This is a genomic window from Pseudarthrobacter sp. ATCC 49987 (assembly GCF_009928425.1).
Taxonomy (GTDB): Bacteria; Actinomycetota; Actinomycetes; order Actinomycetales; family Micrococcaceae; genus Arthrobacter.
Genome location: NZ_JAABNS010000001.1, coordinates 1,958,740 through 1,972,741, shown reverse-complemented (window position 1 = coordinate 1,972,741; position 14,002 = coordinate 1,958,740). Strand labels below are relative to the sequence as shown.

The following is a 14,002-nucleotide window of genomic DNA, read 5'->3' as shown; positions in this document are numbered from 1 at the left end:
ATGCTGGAACTGACAAATCTTGCGGCGGGGTACGGCAAAACCCGCGTCGTAGACGACGTGTCCCTGACCATTCACAGCGGAGAAGTCACGGCCCTGCTGGGGCGAAACGGCGTCGGGAAAACAACCCTGCTCCGCACGATTTTCGGTCTCTGCCAGATTCATGCAGGAGGCATCAGCGTCGACGGTAAGCGGCTCCCGGTCGGCAAACCTGAGGCACTTGCTCGTCGGGGCATGACATATATGCCGGATGATCGCGGCGTGTTCCCCAGTATGACCGTTCAGGAAAACTTGCAGCTGGCCCGTCGTCGAGGTTACCAACCACCGGTGGACATCTACTCGCTGTTCCCGCTCCTGACCGAGCGGGCCAATCAACCCGCCGGTCAACTTTCCGGAGGCCAGAAGCAGCAGGTCGGCATCGCCCGGGCCATACTCGCCGGGGAAAAGATGATCGCGATCGATGAGTTTTCCCAGGGACTGCAACCTTCCCTGGCCCACGCAGCGCTGCAGGCCCTACGCGCCGTGGCCGCAACAGGCACAGCCGTCGTGTTCGTAGAACAAGGACCCGCCCTGCCACTCGAGTACGCAGACCGTGTCATTGCCATGCTCAAGGGCCGGATTGTCCTGGACGAACCCACAGGCGCCCTCCGTGAGCAGCAGGACCCGTTGATGGACCTGCTGGTAGTCGGCTAAAGGCCGGACAACCACACCCAACCTGAAAGGAAAGCAATGTCTGAACACATTTGGCAGTGGAGCGCCGTGCGCACGGCAGAGGCCATACGAACCGGAACAATAACTTCACGGGAGGCAACCGAATCAGCGCTGGACCGGATTCATTCGGTCAACCCCCATATAAATGCCTTGGCCGAAGTGTCCGCTGAAGAAGCGCTGTCCGCCGCGGATGCGGCTGACCGCCGCCGGGCGTCCGGAGAGGTGACCGGGCCGCTGCACGGGGTCCCCGTCACCATCAAAATCAACAGCGACCAGGCCGGGCACGCCACGACCAACGGAGTCACTGCCCTGAAGGACGCCGTCGTGGACTGTGACGGCCCCCATGTGGCCAACTGGCGCAAGGCCGGGGCGATCTTCGTGGGACGGACTAACACCCCCGCTTTTTCCATCCGTTGGTTCACCGACAATGATCTGCACGGACGTACATTGAACCCCTGGGACCCCAACCGGACACCGGGTGGCTCCAGCGGCGGTGCCGCCGCCGCCGTCGCCACAGGCATGGGGGCGCTGGCGCACGGCAACGACATTGGCGGATCAATTCGCTACCCCGCAGCCAGCTGCGGAGTGGTGGGCCTCCGGCCCACCGTCGGACGTGTGCCCTCCTGGTACGGTCCGCACGATCAGGATCAACTACTCGGTGTCCAGACCATGCTCGTCCAGGGACCGCTGGCACGGACCGTCGCTGACACCCGCCTCGGACTGGCCACCATGGCCGTCTGGAGCCCAGAAGACCCGTTCTGCATGCCCGTGCCACTAACGGGGGAACCGCTGCAAAGGCCTGCGCGCGTAGCTGTCGTCCGTGATGTGGGGATCAAGAGCCCTGACCCTGCCGTCAACACAGCCATCACGAAAGCCTCGCGCGCGCTGGAAGCCGCAGGCTACATAGTCGAAGAAGTGGAACTCCCACTGCTGGCCGAGGCATGGAGACTGTGGTGGCAGCTGGTGCAAGGAATAGAATTCCCCGAGCTGGCCCCAGCCATCGAAGAACTCGGCGATGAAGCCATCCGCAGGTCCGCGGACAACCAGTTCGCGGTGGCCCGCAGAATGTCCAACGACTTCGGACTACAGGCATACATACGCGGATACGCCCGACGCGGCACCCTGATCCGGGAAATGCAGCTGTTCCTGCAGCAGTACCCGCTGCTGATCACTCCCGTCTCCGCGGACCGGACCTTCGAAGTTGATGCCGACGTCCAGGGCGTGGACCGAATGCAGGCAGTCATCAACGCGCAGTGGCCCATGATGTCACTCGCAGCCCTAGGATTCCCCGCGCTGTCCGTGCCGGTCGCCAACCCCGACGGACTGCCAATAAGCGTCCAGGTGATCGGCCGAAAATTCCGCGAAGACACACTGTTCGACGCCGGTGAGATCATCGAGGCACACTCAGGAGTGCACACCCCGATCGAGCCCACGGGGTAACGCCTGGGGTTGGGGGAGCCCGCCTCAAGGACGGGCACAGCGGAGCTCCCCCACCCCACAGAAGTTCGGCTCTGGCGGGGGCGCATGATGGGGGCTGAAACTGAGGCGCCTGAGAACTGGACGGATGTAGTTACGTGGTTCGATCACTGCTGCTTTTGGAAGGACCTCGGCGTTCCAGTTCCTTGGAACTGGGACAGTGGACCGGGTGCGACCTCGGCACGTGGTCTACCGATACTTGTGGAACCGGTGGGCTCCGACCGCACTACCCAAGGAAGTATCCACCCGCGGCCAAGATCGAATGCCCCATAATCCACGCGGTCGATGCGGAAACACGCGGCTGGCTCATTGAGCACAACGGGGAGCCGCTGCCGCCGCATGTCATCGCCCACATCATGGCGGTTACCGGCGGCACTACCGATTCTGAGTGGTGGGCCGGCGAATCAGCAGACGGTCCCCAGCTTTCGGACGAGGCTGTGGATTGGATCGAGGCTGTCGCCAACGACGAGGAGCCGACTGCCGGCTGATATCTTCTGACGCGTCCCGCAGGGGGTTCCCTAACGGGACACGACAACGTTATGCCGTCGTGGGCAGTTCGTGCTGCGTTCTGGGCCAGGCCTGATCGTTGGAACCGTGCTGTGGCGGCGGCTGGTGGCGCCGCCGGGGTTCCGTTGTCTTCGTGTGGCTCTGTTAATCCGCGGTCAGCATCTGAAGGAGCGCTGCCTGGTCATGCAGCGGTACGCCGATGGGATCATGAATGGCTTGAAGGGAGGTGACTTGGTGATGGAGAGTCGAGAGGCTGAGCATGCCGTGCTGCATGCCCAAGACTCGGCAACGAGGGCGGGCATGACCCGGTTGCAGCCGCGGTTGAACTTCTCCAGCAGGATCAAGTTTCAGGGCAAAGAAGCGCCGCACCCTGTCGATGCGGGTGCGGCTGTTTGGGGGCCCCTGGTGGGGAGAAGTGGGGGTGTGGACAGTGTCCACACTTTGGGTTCCGGACTGGGCCGTACCGGTGCCGGACTGGGCCGGTTTCCGTATGTTTCGGCTGGAGTCCAGTGTTTGCCAGGGCTGGAACCCGGTTCGAGTCCCACCTCGGGCACAGTGTTTCCGCAGTTCAGAGGCTCGTTCACTACTTCATGGTGGCTAGAGCCGCGTACAACATGACTTGCTGATTATTCTGTAGTTGGACCTGGGTTTGCGGCCCGTCCGGATTTTCCGCTCTGATACCTGTTCATGCAGGAATGCGGGGGGGGGGCATGACAGGGCAACTGATCCGGAGCTGATCATGAGCTGGCTGAGCCCGGCCAGTCGGCAGGCGGGGCCGGCCTCGGGGGCGAGCTGTAGGAGTTGGCGCGACGCGCTGCCATGGCCTTGCCACCATTTGGCCCGCCGCCGTAGCCATCATTTTTCCCGTCATCCCGCATCCGCTTCTGGGTGTCGGGCGTCGCTGTCCTCGCTGTTTTGGCGGTGGGAGCTGGCCAAGTTGTCTCAACCAGATCCGGACGATCTCTGTCTCCGCTGGCGTCAACGCATGCTGGACGAGCCGCGCGGCGACGACCCAGACCGGATCTTTGCCGATTGCCTGTGCGTCGACCGGCTGCTGCACCACGCGCACGTCTGCCAAACCTCAGGAGAATCGATCCGCCTCAGCTAGCCACTGGCCGGAAAAGGAGTCACGCCAATGAGCTAAACCCACATCCCTACATGGCCAACGCCGCCCAACACCCGGTGGGCAGATCTGGTGGCCATGAGTGCGCCGTTTTCATGGCCAATAGCGGGCACTTTTGCTGGCCGTCCATGGGCACAAACTATTGGCCATTGACACAAGAGCTGCGCCCCGCTTGACCAATCTCCGCTGGGTGGGATCAGATCAGGACGCTGCAACACAATGAGCTCCCCAGCCGCTCCCTCGGCATCTGCCACAGCCAGAACTCGGAATCCCGCGGTTCACCGCATATTTCTCCAACTCCCCGCGGGCCCCCGCCATTCCGGGGATCCGGCCCCGCGTGGGTGCACCCGAAAGGGTTGACGGAGAGACCCCGTTAACATTCCCGAAACATGGCTGTCACGTGATCTTCACGCCACGGCGATTCCTGTAATGTGCCCGCAACCTTTCCCCCCCTTAACCGAAACATGTCTCGGCGAAGATTGAATCCGGATCGGGGGGCCGGCGGCGACATGTCCCGGTATGGCGGCACGACAGGAAGGGACACGCAGGTGGAACTCACTGCGGGAAGCATCTGGATGATGGTCTCGGCGGCACTCGTGCTGCTCATGACCCCGGCGCTCGGCCTCTTCTACGGCGGAATGACCCGGGCCGAGGCTGCGCTCAACATGATGATGATGAGCTTTGTCTCTGTCGGGATCGTCGGCGTCGTCTGGGTCCTATGGGGCTATTCCATGACCACCGGCACTGGCATCCTCGGCGTGGTCGGCGACCCGTTCACCAGCTTCGGGCTGAGCAACATCATCGGTTCGCCGGACCTGATCAAGGCCGGCTACAGCGCAACCTTCGCCATCATCACCGTAGCCCTGATCAGCGGCGCCATCGCTGACCGGACCAAGTTCACCGCCTGGGCCATCTTCGTCCCCATCTGGATCACCGCCGTGTACTGCCCCCTCGCCTTCATGGTGTGGGGTGGCGGCCTCATGAGCGCCGGCGGAGCGGTCAGTTCCGTTTTCGGCCAGGTCATCGACTTCGCCGGCGGCACCGTAGTTGAGATCAGCTCCGGCACCGCGGCACTCGTTCTGGTACTGATCCTGGGAAACCGGCACGGCTTCGGCAAAGACCCGGCCCACCGCCCGCACAACATTCCGTTCGTCATGCTGGGCGCGGGCATCCTGTGGTTCGGCTGGTTCGGCTTCAACGCCGGCGCCGCCACCACCGTCCAGCAGGCGGGCCTGATCTGGATCAACACCCTGGCCGCCCCGGCCGCAGCCGTGATCAGCTGGCTCGTGACGGAGAAGATCCGGCACGGCCACCCGACCTCCCTCGGCGCAGCGTCCGGCGCCGTCGCCGGCCTGGTCTCGATCACGCCCTCGTGTGCCAACATCAGCCCCCTCGCCGCACTGGGCCTGGGCCTGCTCGCCGGCGCGGCCTGCGCCGTGTTCGTGGACTTGAAGTACAAGTTCGGGTTCGACGACTCGCTCGACGTCGTCGGCGTCCACCTTGGCGGTGGCCTCCTCGGCACCCTGGCACTGGGCTTCATCGCCCTTCCGGTCAAAGGCGAAGGCGGGGGCCTCCTCTACGGCGGCGGCCTCCACCAGTTCGTCGCGCAGACTGTCGCCGTGCTCATCACGGTTGCCCTGTCCGGGCTCGGAACGGCCGTGATCGGCCTCACCATCCACAAGACACTCGGATTCCGGGTCAGCCACGAGGACGAGATCGCCGGCGTGGACCGCTCCGAACACGCCGAGAGCGCCTACGCCTTCGCCGAGCTCGCCCTGAGCCGGTTCAACCCCTTCGGGCACCATGGCCACGCCCCGCACTCCACGCACACTGCGGCGCCCGCCCATGCGATCCGGGCAGCCCAGCGCGAGAAGGAAGACAGCCTCGTCTGACCCACCGACGGGATGGAGAGGACGACGGCGGGACCTCCCGCCGTCGTCCTCTTTCGTTGCGATGGTGCGCTGCCAGGAAAATCTCCAGTCGAGCTCGCGCTCAGGAATGCTGGGCTCCGCCGCTGCCTTAAGATCCATGCCATCAGCGTGACGCACCCTGCGAAGCCCGTAGTCGTAATTCACTTAGAACAGCGGCCAGGGCACCGCCGGCATCTCACCGCTCGGAGCCGGAAACCGCCCTGCCAAGCGCAACCGGGCGCAGCGCGTGGCGAGCGATGCGATTTCTTCAGCGCTGAGCAAGTCCGCCAGGTTTCGGCCCAGCCCACCGTGCAGTCCTTCGCTGACACGATCGATGCCGTCGCGTTCCTCGGCGGTCAGAGCGTCTCCCAGCCATCCCCACAGCACCGTGCGCAGCTTGTGGTCACGGTGAAATGTGAGCCCATGGTCCACGCCGTGCCGGTGTCCGTCCGTCATGGCAAGAATGTGGTCGCCTTTGCGGTCGGCGTTGTTGACGACGATGTCGAACACCGCCATGCGTCTGAGCGCTGGCGAGTCTTCGTGAACGAGGGCGACCATCCGTCCGTTCTCATCTCGTCCCTCGAGAACGTGTTTCCAGCCCGTCTCCGGCACGTGGTCCGTCGCGACCAGGTTCACGGCGCTTTGGGCGGGGTCTTGCTCCTGCCACAGCTGCACCATTCCTTCGCCCATCGGACCATCGCGCAGCCAGGTGTGCGGCACGACGTCCCAGCCGAAGGCCTGCGAGACCAGATAGGCGGCCACCTCCCGGTGAGCCAGGGTGCCTTGGGGAAAATCCCACAGCGGACTTTCGCCTGCTATCGGCTTATAGACGACCACCACGTCGCCGATGCTGCCCAGAAATGTAGCGTTTGAAGCCGTCGTGATGCGGCCGGTGAGCGTCAGCTCGGCGGTCACTAGGTCCGGCGCCGGCATCAGGCCTCGGGAAGGGTGCAGATGTGCCCGTCGGCGTCCATGGGGTAACCGCAGAGCGGGCACGTCGGACGCCCCGCGCCCACGATCTCACGGGTGCGCTTGGCGAATGCGCGGGCGGTGCCGACCGGCATTCGCACCAGCAGCATTTCGGGCTCGTTAGCGCCGTCCTCATCAAGCGATTGGTCGTTGTCATCAGCATCGACATCGGTGACGGGGTAGGCCTCTATTACGACCTGGGCCGTGGTTGGGTCCCAACCTAAGCTCATGGCGCCGGTGCGAAACTGCTCCTGAACGGCCTCAAGCTGGTCATTGTCGACAAGTTCAATGGGAGTACTCGTGGGAACGCTGAAAGGGTTGCCCTCGACGGTGATGAGCTGGTCGAGAATTTCGTCGATCTTCTCCGCGAGCAGAGCCGACTGCTGTTTTTCCAAAGCAATACTCACGATCTGCGTCCCTGCGCGCACCTGCAGGTAGAACGTGCGCGCCCCGGGAAGGCCAATGGTGCCAACGACGACCCGATCAGGCCAGGCAAACTCATGAACACGTGTAGGCATGTCAGTATTTTAGGCACATGAGGCTCATGGCTCCTTTTGCCCTGCACCGCCGCCCACCGGCGCATCGCCAGAGTGGATGCCGTTCGACAACCACGACAGATCACCTGCGTCGGTGTTGGTCGCGTGGACGCTCGGCCGACTAGCGCCGTAGCGGACGATCGAGACGGAGGCGGGGCCCACGTTAATACGCTGGAACAGGTCAAGGTGCATGCCGAGCGCGTCGGCGAGGATTGACTTGATGATGTCACCGTGACTCACCGCCACCCACACGGCCCCTGGCCCGTACTCGGCTTCGAACGCTGCATCGTGGCGTCGAATCGCTGCCACCGACCGAGCCTGCATCGCGGCCATGGATTCACCGCCGGGAAAGACGACGGCGGACGGTTGCGACTGCACAACCGGCCACAAATCCTCGGTCGCGAGATCATGGAGCGTGCGGCCCTGCCACTGCCCGTAGTCGCACTCGGTGAGATCGAGATCGACCGGCGCGTACGGCGTGCCAGCCTGGCGATCGAGGATGAGCTGGGCGGTCTGCTGACAGCGCTCAAGAGGGCTCGACACCACCCCGACTACGCGCACGGCCGCGAGCCGGTCTCCGGTCAGAGCCGCCTGGTCGCGCCCGATCTGGTCCAGGCTGACGCCGACGGCCCGGCCGGCCAGCAGTCCAGTGGCATTGGCTGTGGTGCGGCCGTGCCGCACGAGGATAACTGTCGCCATCCACCCAGCCTAGCCACCCGCTCGATGGCGGTGTGAACCGTACCGGGTCGCGCGTCGAACAGGCAGATAAAGCACTCTGGCGGAACCTTCAATCACGCCGACGCGCTCAAAGCCACCCAGACGGACTCGGCACGCATTGACCAGCCCATGGTCGACGCAGCAAAGGACGCAGCAAAACCGGAAGAACCGGCACAGCCAGAACCCCCGGCCGAAGTCGGCCCCCGCAGGGAGGACGTCCTGTACCCGCCCGCGTCGGATCCAATAGTTCCCGCCCTTTCAGAGCGGGTCGTGTGCCACTGGTTGTGATGGACCACACCGACCCCGCGCTGTGCGCCCAGAACCGCTGCCCGCATGCCTGGCGAAGAGAAGTCCCAATGGACTTCATGTCCGCGACGCAGGAGTGGGTAATAAAGCGTTGGGGGAGCGTTTTTACCGTCCGGTTGGGGCATTAACCAATTCGGCTTCAAGTGACTTGTCGCATTCACAGCAGGTTGGGGTCCGTTGCAACGTTTCCTGACACGTACCGTCTGGGTCTTTGGGGTCACCTTGACAATCGGCCGTGCAGTTTCATCGGCTCGTCTCTGATTATGCTTTGAGGTTTCCACTAATTCCGCTGTCCGAAATCACCGCAGCAGCTCAGTCTGGATGGTGGGTTTTGCTGAGTTAGCAGATGCGGCTGGACCGTTGCTTTGCCCCATTGTGTGGCTGAGGTTCGTTTGCTGCGATGCGGTTCTTGGGGACGGCCGCGGCCGTCCCGGAAGGCGTCCGCGCTGCCGCGCAGGACCGTGTACTAGCGTGGGGTGGCCTTCGACGACGGCCGACGATGTGGTTGGGATATCGCCAAAGGTCGCCGGCGTTGATGCTTCACCTGACGCCGGAGGCGCTACCGGTCATGGAGTCGGCGCTTGTCCCCGCAGTGGTGCTAGGATCGCCTGCCGATTGCTTCTGTAGTGGCTTTGATGCGGGCTAGGAGTTCGTCCTGGCTGCGCTCTGAGATCTTGATTACGAGGGAGTCAACCGCGGCCTCCGCCCAGTTGGCCGGGACGACGTCGGACCGCATCCTCAGCAGGGTCCCCCCGTCTTCCGGTGCCACTGCCACGTTGAAGACAGGACCCAACGCCGCCTTCGACGTGAAGTGCTCGCCCGGAACGAACTCCGTGTACTCGTGCGTCGTCTTGAGCGGGATGCCAAGGACCTTCCACGCGGCCTCGAACGTTGTCCCCACGCCCTGGGCGAGGGCTTGTAATTGGTGATCTGGACCTCGGGTCCCAGCCACACGGTCGGATCTTTCACCAAATCGAACACGCGCTGCACCGGGGCGTCGATGCTGATTTCGCCGGACCACGTCAGCGTATGGGGGAGCTTCGCCATCTCGGCCTCGGTGACAGCCTTCACGGCGCTCTCCACCAAGCTCTTGATGTTGGCCACCAAGGCGTCGATATCGCTTTCGGACCACCTGGCGAAGAGCGCCTGAACCGGAACCCGCACGAACGGCGGGTGGATATCGAAGCTCTGTTCAACGCTTAGTTCCGTGCCGGCGGCCACCGGCTCGAGGGAGAATGTGAGCACTGGACCCACCGAGGCCTTGGACACGATGCGCTGTTTGGGAATCACTTCCAGATGCTCGTGTGTCACAGACATGTTGATGCCGAACATTTTGGCGGACCACCGCGCGGAGGTGCCGACTCCGTCTGGCTTGATGTTGACTTCAGTGACCTCTGACTCACCGGGGAACGCCAGCATCCAATGTGACGGATCGCTCAGGAAGGAGAAAACCTTCTCCGCTGGCGCATCGATCGTTACGCTCCGAACCAGGTTCTTCGCCATTGCTCATTCTCCTATCGGGCAGAATCATCAACCGGATAGTTGACAGTTCCAGTGCAGTCGAAAGGTATGTGCCTACCCCAGAGGAAAAGGTCCCCCGCACCCTGTTGGCGGATTCATCGCAATCCACTGCAACTCCAGAACTAAGAAGGCCGATATCGGAGGGGAATTGGCGAAGTCGTCACCGGGGCTCGCTGGTGTGGTCAGGTGGGTGTCTTGAGATGCGGTCATGAGATGACTGAACGGAGGTGGACGCCGTGAATATCCGTCAGGGCGGGAGGTTGCTCCGGCCCTTAGCCGAAGCCTCTACTGCCAGCGGGTTTAGTCGAGTACGGGATTCGACAGTGCTGCAGCCTGTGGATCTGCCAGTACTAACAAACGCCGCATCCCTTCGACGTGGCCTGTGGCGCTCCGGAACGGAAAATAGGGGTGTGCACATTTTGCACACTCCTGGGCTTCGGATCGGGCGTACTGGTGCCGGGCTGGCCCGGATTGCGGAGGTTTTGCGGGGGAGTGGCGGAAATTCAAGGGCTGGAACCCGGTTCGAGTCCCACCTCGGGCACGTGTTTTCCCTGTTCAAGGGCTTGTAGGCCGCTGAGTGTGGACAAATGTTCACTTTGGGCCCCTTCGGGGGCCCATTTTTGTTGGTGGCCGGCTGGCTCCCTCTGCGTTTGGGTAGCGTTGTCGCTCGTTAACCGTTCATGGCGGGGAGGGCCGACGTGTTCTTCCACTGGTCCTCCGGGCAGTTCCTCGGTCTGGACAACCTTCCCTCCGGCACCGCCGAACTGCCGGAACAGGACCGCAAGCCCACCCCGGTGCGTGAGGTCACCCGGCGCGGATGAGGTGCGGCACTTCGCCGGAGGCACAGGATGGAGCTGAGGCGGTCCGTCGGATCGCGATTGACCGGCCCGGACTGCGAGGAACATAGTCGGAATTGGTACTAGCTTCACGTCACGACTGCGCCGACCATGAGGCCGGCGGCAGAGAGCATTCAACGGAAAGCGGTCGGCAAAATGAGTACTGCCCATCATCCTGTCGCTTCGACTGGCTGGACCGGTTGGGTCCGTTTCGCCGGAGTCATTCTGATCATCAACGGCGTTTTCAGCGGCCTTCAAGGCCTCGTCGCGCTCACAGGACCCGACACCTACTACTTGTCTACACCAGGTACTTTGTTCCTCTTCGATGCCAAGGGGTGGGGCTGGTGGAATGTGGCTCTTGGGGCGCTCTTGATCCTCACCGCGGTCGCGCTCTTCTCCGGTGCAACGTGGGCTCGAGTCCTTGCTGTCGTCGTTGCGGGCGTCAGCGCGGTCGTTCAACTGATGCTCATTCCGGCGCAGCCATGGTGGTCCTTGATCGTCATCGCCATCGACGTGCTGATCATCTACGCGATCATCGCCCACGGCGACGAGCTCCGGACCGGAGAAACCCCGCCAAACGTCAACTCATAGACCGGAAACGCAAACGGGTTTCCTCTGGAACTGGGCGTCAACGGGAAACTGGCAGGACGTGTCAATTTCTGCATCCTGAACATCTCGCGCGACGGCGCAGCGATCGAAACGTCCCGGACGCGGAAGACATGGCGCGCTGAAACAGAAGGGCGCCGACGGTTACCTGGCTCGGTTCTCGACGCACACGATCGTCACCGGGTGGAGCGTTTGGTGTCAGGTCCGGGTGGCCGGCCCAAGCACCCGCGACCGACCCGACGGCCTACTTGATCCGCTGAGAACCGTTTCGTCAACCAGTCACGGAGCGTGGATGGTTTGATTAGTCGGTGCTCCGTCTAAAACGCCTTATGGTTGTCAGCCTGCTTGCGGTTGGCTTCATCACCGCCTTCTCGTTCTGGGCAACCCGGCAGCCCGGCGCAGAGGCCCGAGGCCCTCTTTCTGCACCTCCGCGAGCGGGGGCGAAGCTTCACATGTTATCCACCGGGATCACCACTGCCGTGAACGTGACCCCGAGCCCGGATGCCCAGTGGCTCATCCGGGCTGCCGCGCAGACCGGGATCCCTGCCCGCGCGCTCCGGGCCTACGTTGCTGCGGCAGCCACTGCCAACGATTCCGCTCCGATGTGCGGGATCGGCTGGAACACCGTGGCAGCTGTCGGCTCCGTCGAATCAGCGCACGGAACTTACGGCGGCGGCAGCCTCAACACCGCAGGGCAGTCGAGCGGCCCCATTGTGGGCCCGAGCCTCAATGGCGCCGGATTCGCCGCCATCGCCGACACGGATGCGGGTGCCCTGGACGGCGACACCCGCTGGGACCACGCCGTCGGACCCATGCAGTTCATTCCCTCCACCTGGCAGCTTGTGGGGCGGGACGGGAACGGGGACGGAACAGCGGACCCGTTCAATATCGACGACGCCGCCCTCAGCGCGGCGACCTATCTCTGCGCCCACGGCCGTGACCTCTCAACCGCGCAAGGATGGACCGACGCCATCTACTCCTACAACCAGTCCGATCCTTACATTCGCCAGGTGCGGGCCCAAGCCACCGCTTACGCCGTGAAGACGGGCACCGCCGAATGAGCCCACGGGCCGAACGCCCATGGCGGTGGATCCACGAGGTGCTTTAAGCCGCTGGCGAGGATGCGGGAGGTGATGCCTTCCTCTGACCGGGCCAGCAATTCCCTGAAGTGGCGCGGGTGGCCGCAGATCACGTCGCGCAGAACCAGCAGCGCCCATCCGGCGCCGAGGAACTCGAGCGCCGCATGGTTGGGGAATCCGATACGCGGTTCCGGGTGCATCGCGGCTTTATTCTCCCATCGGCGCTCTTGAGTCGTTGGGTTCGATCACCATAAAGTGATTGCGAACGACAAGCACTTCAGGAGATGACATGTCCCTCGTCCGCGTGCATAACTTCTCGGTCTCCCTCGACGGCTTCGGCGCCGGCGAGGGCCAGCAACTCGACGCTCCGTTCGGTCACGCAGGCTCACGGCTGGTGGAGTGGGCTTTCGAGACGCGCACCTTCCGCGAGATGGGCATCCACGGGGAGTCGGAGGGATCCTTCGGCGTCGACGAGGCGTTCGCCAGCACGTGGGGGCCCGGGATAGGCGTGGAGATCATGGGGCGCAACAAGTTCGGCCCTCAACGCGGTCCGTGGGAGGACGAGGAATGGAAGGGATGGTGGGGCGATAACCCTGTCTTCCACACCCCTGTCGTTGTTCTGACACACCATCCTCGGCCGGTACTCGAAATGGAAGGCGGAACAACCTTCCATTTCGTTGACGCCGACCCCGTCTCCGCGCTCAAGCAGGCCCGCGCCCTGGCCGGTGACCTCGACGTCCGGATCGGTGGCGGCGTCAGCACGGTTCGACAGTTCCTCGAGGCCGATCTGATCGACCACATGCACATCGTCCTTGTGCCGATCGTCCTGGGCCGGGGCGAACGGCTCTGGGATGGACTCGAAGGACTCGAGCAACGCTTTGAAATCGAAGCGACACCTTCTCCATTCGGAGTCGTCCATCTGATCTTCACTCGTCGCACGGCCCGGTAGGCCGACATGTATGGCGCAGGGCTGGTGCCAGTCCTCAGATAGTCGCCGGATCGCGCCTTAGGTTTCAAAGGCGGATAGATACACCTGGGGCTGGGGCTGGGGAGGGGCGATGGGCGCCGACATAAAGTCCACTATCAGTTGCCTGTTGTCGGAAAGCACATGCTTGGTGGTGATGCACCGGCCGTGCCACGCCGCAGCGCAGCGCGGCGCGGCGCGCCACGGCGATGGCGATACTGACTTCTGTCCACCGAGCGGGAGCCTTTGCACTCGACCAGGGCAGGCTCTGGGTGAAGTTGACCAATTCAATTAGGTCGCGCTCCCAATGAGTACCGGCAATCAGGTACTCATTGGGAGCGCGACTTGCTGGCAGGAGAATCAGCGGTGGTAGTCGAAGTAGCCGCCCCCACTTGCAGACGTTCCGTAGTAGGTGCATCCCGTGGTCAGGTATCCCTTGGCCGCGTATTGCCCCATCACCTTGATGCAATACGACTGCGGCGTGGTCCATGCGCGCGTCCAGCCGGGGCCCGTGATGGCCTGAGCTGGGGCCGCGGCCAGGACACTACCACCGGCCACCATGGCAAGAGTCAAGGAAATGGTTGCAAGTCTTTTGGCAAGCTTTGGATTAATCATTTCAATAGACTAATTCATGAGGAGCTTTCAGCCTAGCGTCGACCCCTGGTTCTCTACTGGGTGCAGTGAGGTTTGCCGGGACCGCCGCAGTGGCAGGAAGGATCTTTCGCTCCCCTCATTACGCATTAC

Annotated in this window: 15 protein-coding genes and 1 pseudogene; 9 read left to right on the top strand and 7 right to left on the bottom strand. The window is 63.3% G+C overall.

Annotated features, from left to right (window positions below; all coding sequences use genetic code 11):
- The 4 genes from GXK59_RS09385 to GXK59_RS09375 all read left to right on the top strand — a co-directional run bounded on the left by GXK59_RS09385 (position 1) and on the right by GXK59_RS09375 (position 5,706).
- The gene (locus tag GXK59_RS09385; protein ID WP_160666230.1) at positions 1-690 is read left to right on the top strand and encodes an ATP-binding cassette domain-containing protein; all 690 of its coding nucleotides are present in this window, start codon (positions 1-3) and stop codon (positions 688-690) included.
- 36 nt (positions 691-726) lie between these two features.
- Positions 727-2,148, top strand: coding sequence for an amidase family protein (locus GXK59_RS09380; RefSeq protein WP_160666228.1), 1,422 nt, complete (start codon positions 727-729; stop codon positions 2,146-2,148).
- A gap of 1,528 nt (positions 2,149-3,676) precedes the next feature.
- Positions 3,677-3,799, top strand: a complete 123-nt coding sequence (locus GXK59_RS20900) for a hypothetical protein (protein WP_272927717.1) — start codon at positions 3,677-3,679, stop codon at positions 3,797-3,799.
- A gap of 590 nt (positions 3,800-4,389) precedes the next feature.
- Entirely contained in the window at positions 4,390-5,706 is a 1,317-nt protein-coding gene (locus GXK59_RS09375; protein WP_160669078.1) for an ammonium transporter, read from the top strand.
- A gap of 183 nt (positions 5,707-5,889) precedes the next feature.
- Here the strand turns inward: GXK59_RS09375 and GXK59_RS09370 are convergent, their stop codons facing one another.
- The 4 genes from GXK59_RS09370 to GXK59_RS20680 form a co-directional block, all read right to left on the bottom strand.
- Positions 5,890-6,657: an SCO1664 family protein gene (locus tag GXK59_RS09370; RefSeq protein ID WP_160666226.1), complete on the bottom strand. Its 768-nt coding sequence runs from the start codon at positions 6,655-6,657 to the stop codon at positions 5,890-5,892.
- On the bottom strand, positions 6,657-7,211 hold the full coding sequence (locus GXK59_RS09365; protein WP_160666224.1) for a DUF3090 domain-containing protein: 555 nt from the start codon (positions 7,209-7,211) through the stop codon (positions 6,657-6,659). The genes GXK59_RS09370 and GXK59_RS09365 overlap by 1 nt, the downstream gene beginning before the upstream one ends.
- A 24-nt stretch (positions 7,212-7,235) precedes the next feature.
- A complete protein-coding gene (locus GXK59_RS09360) occupies positions 7,236-7,928 on the bottom strand; it encodes a histidine phosphatase family protein (RefSeq protein WP_160666222.1) in 693 nt (230 codons plus the stop codon).
- Between the two features lie 922 nt (positions 7,929-8,850).
- Positions 8,851-9,153, bottom strand: coding sequence for a hypothetical protein (locus tag GXK59_RS20680; RefSeq protein WP_237393843.1), 303 nt, complete (start codon positions 9,151-9,153; stop codon positions 8,851-8,853).
- Positions 9,154-9,174: 21 nt separating this feature from the next.
- On the opposite strand from GXK59_RS20680, the gene GXK59_RS20675 reads away from it, so the two are divergent.
- A complete protein-coding gene (locus GXK59_RS20675) occupies positions 9,175-9,402 on the top strand; it encodes a hypothetical protein (protein ID WP_237393842.1) in 228 nt (75 codons plus the stop codon).
- Here GXK59_RS20675 and GXK59_RS21025 read toward each other — a convergent pair.
- Positions 9,390-9,755 (bottom strand): annotated as a pseudogene (locus GXK59_RS21025) (SRPBCC family protein); the annotation flags it as partial. The gene GXK59_RS20675 and the pseudogene GXK59_RS21025 sit on opposite strands and share 13 nt — an antisense overlap.
- Positions 9,756-10,471: 716 nt before the next feature.
- Here GXK59_RS21025 and GXK59_RS20895 point away from each other — a divergent pair.
- The 3 genes from GXK59_RS20895 (at position 10,472) to GXK59_RS09345 (ending at position 12,276) form a co-directional block, all read left to right on the top strand.
- Positions 10,472-10,594 (top strand): hypothetical protein, encoded by a 123-nt coding sequence (locus GXK59_RS20895; protein WP_272927716.1) that lies wholly within the window; start codon positions 10,472-10,474, stop codon positions 10,592-10,594.
- Between the two features lie 171 nt (positions 10,595-10,765).
- Positions 10,766-11,200, top strand: coding sequence for a DUF7144 family membrane protein (locus tag GXK59_RS09350; RefSeq protein WP_202129098.1), 435 nt, complete (start codon positions 10,766-10,768; stop codon positions 11,198-11,200).
- A gap of 467 nt (positions 11,201-11,667) precedes the next feature.
- Positions 11,668-12,276, top strand: coding sequence for a lytic transglycosylase domain-containing protein (locus GXK59_RS09345; RefSeq protein WP_337248064.1), 609 nt, complete (start codon positions 11,668-11,670; stop codon positions 12,274-12,276).
- On the opposite strand, the gene GXK59_RS09340 is transcribed toward GXK59_RS09345, so the two are convergent.
- Entirely contained in the window at positions 12,246-12,494 is a 249-nt protein-coding gene (locus GXK59_RS09340) for a winged helix-turn-helix transcriptional regulator (RefSeq protein ID WP_160666216.1), read from the bottom strand. The genes GXK59_RS09345 and GXK59_RS09340 overlap by 31 nt on opposite strands.
- A gap of 89 nt (positions 12,495-12,583) precedes the next feature.
- Between GXK59_RS09340 and GXK59_RS09335 the strand changes: the two genes are divergently transcribed.
- On the top strand, positions 12,584-13,243 hold the full coding sequence (locus tag GXK59_RS09335) for a dihydrofolate reductase family protein (protein WP_160666214.1): 660 nt from the start codon (positions 12,584-12,586) through the stop codon (positions 13,241-13,243).
- Positions 13,244-13,618: 375 nt separating this feature from the next.
- Here the strand turns inward: GXK59_RS09335 and GXK59_RS09330 are convergent, their stop codons facing one another.
- The gene (locus GXK59_RS09330; RefSeq protein WP_160666212.1) at positions 13,619-13,873 is read right to left on the bottom strand and encodes a hypothetical protein; all 255 of its coding nucleotides are present in this window, start codon (positions 13,871-13,873) and stop codon (positions 13,619-13,621) included.
- Positions 13,874-14,002 lie beyond the last annotated feature (129 nt).

Coding starts and splice junctions, on each gene's coding strand:
- GXK59_RS09385 (WP_160666230.1), top strand. CDS start 1: ATGCTGGAACTGACAAATCTTGCGGCGGGGTACGGCAAAACCCGCGTC.
- GXK59_RS09380 (WP_160666228.1), top strand. CDS start 727: ATGTCTGAACACATTTGGCAGTGGAGCGCCGTGCGCACGGCAGAGGCC.
- GXK59_RS20900 (WP_272927717.1), top strand. CDS start 3,677: ATGCTGGACGAGCCGCGCGGCGACGACCCAGACCGGATCTTTGCCGAT.
- GXK59_RS09375 (WP_160669078.1), top strand. CDS start 4,390: ATGATGGTCTCGGCGGCACTCGTGCTGCTCATGACCCCGGCGCTCGGC.
- GXK59_RS09370 (WP_160666226.1), bottom strand. CDS start 6,657: ATGCCGGCGCCGGACCTAGTGACCGCCGAGCTGACGCTCACCGGCCGC.
- GXK59_RS09365 (WP_160666224.1), bottom strand. CDS start 7,211: ATGCCTACACGTGTTCATGAGTTTGCCTGGCCTGATCGGGTCGTCGTT.
- GXK59_RS09360 (WP_160666222.1), bottom strand. CDS start 7,928: ATGGCGACAGTTATCCTCGTGCGGCACGGCCGCACCACAGCCAATGCC.
- GXK59_RS09350 (WP_202129098.1), top strand. CDS start 10,766: ATGAGTACTGCCCATCATCCTGTCGCTTCGACTGGCTGGACCGGTTGG.
- GXK59_RS09345 (WP_337248064.1), top strand. CDS start 11,668: ATGTTATCCACCGGGATCACCACTGCCGTGAACGTGACCCCGAGCCCG.
- GXK59_RS09340 (WP_160666216.1), bottom strand. CDS start 12,494: ATGCACCCGGAACCGCGTATCGGATTCCCCAACCATGCGGCGCTCGAG.
- GXK59_RS09335 (WP_160666214.1), top strand. CDS start 12,584: ATGTCCCTCGTCCGCGTGCATAACTTCTCGGTCTCCCTCGACGGCTTC.
- GXK59_RS09330 (WP_160666212.1), bottom strand. CDS start 13,873: ATGATTAATCCAAAGCTTGCCAAAAGACTTGCAACCATTTCCTTGACT.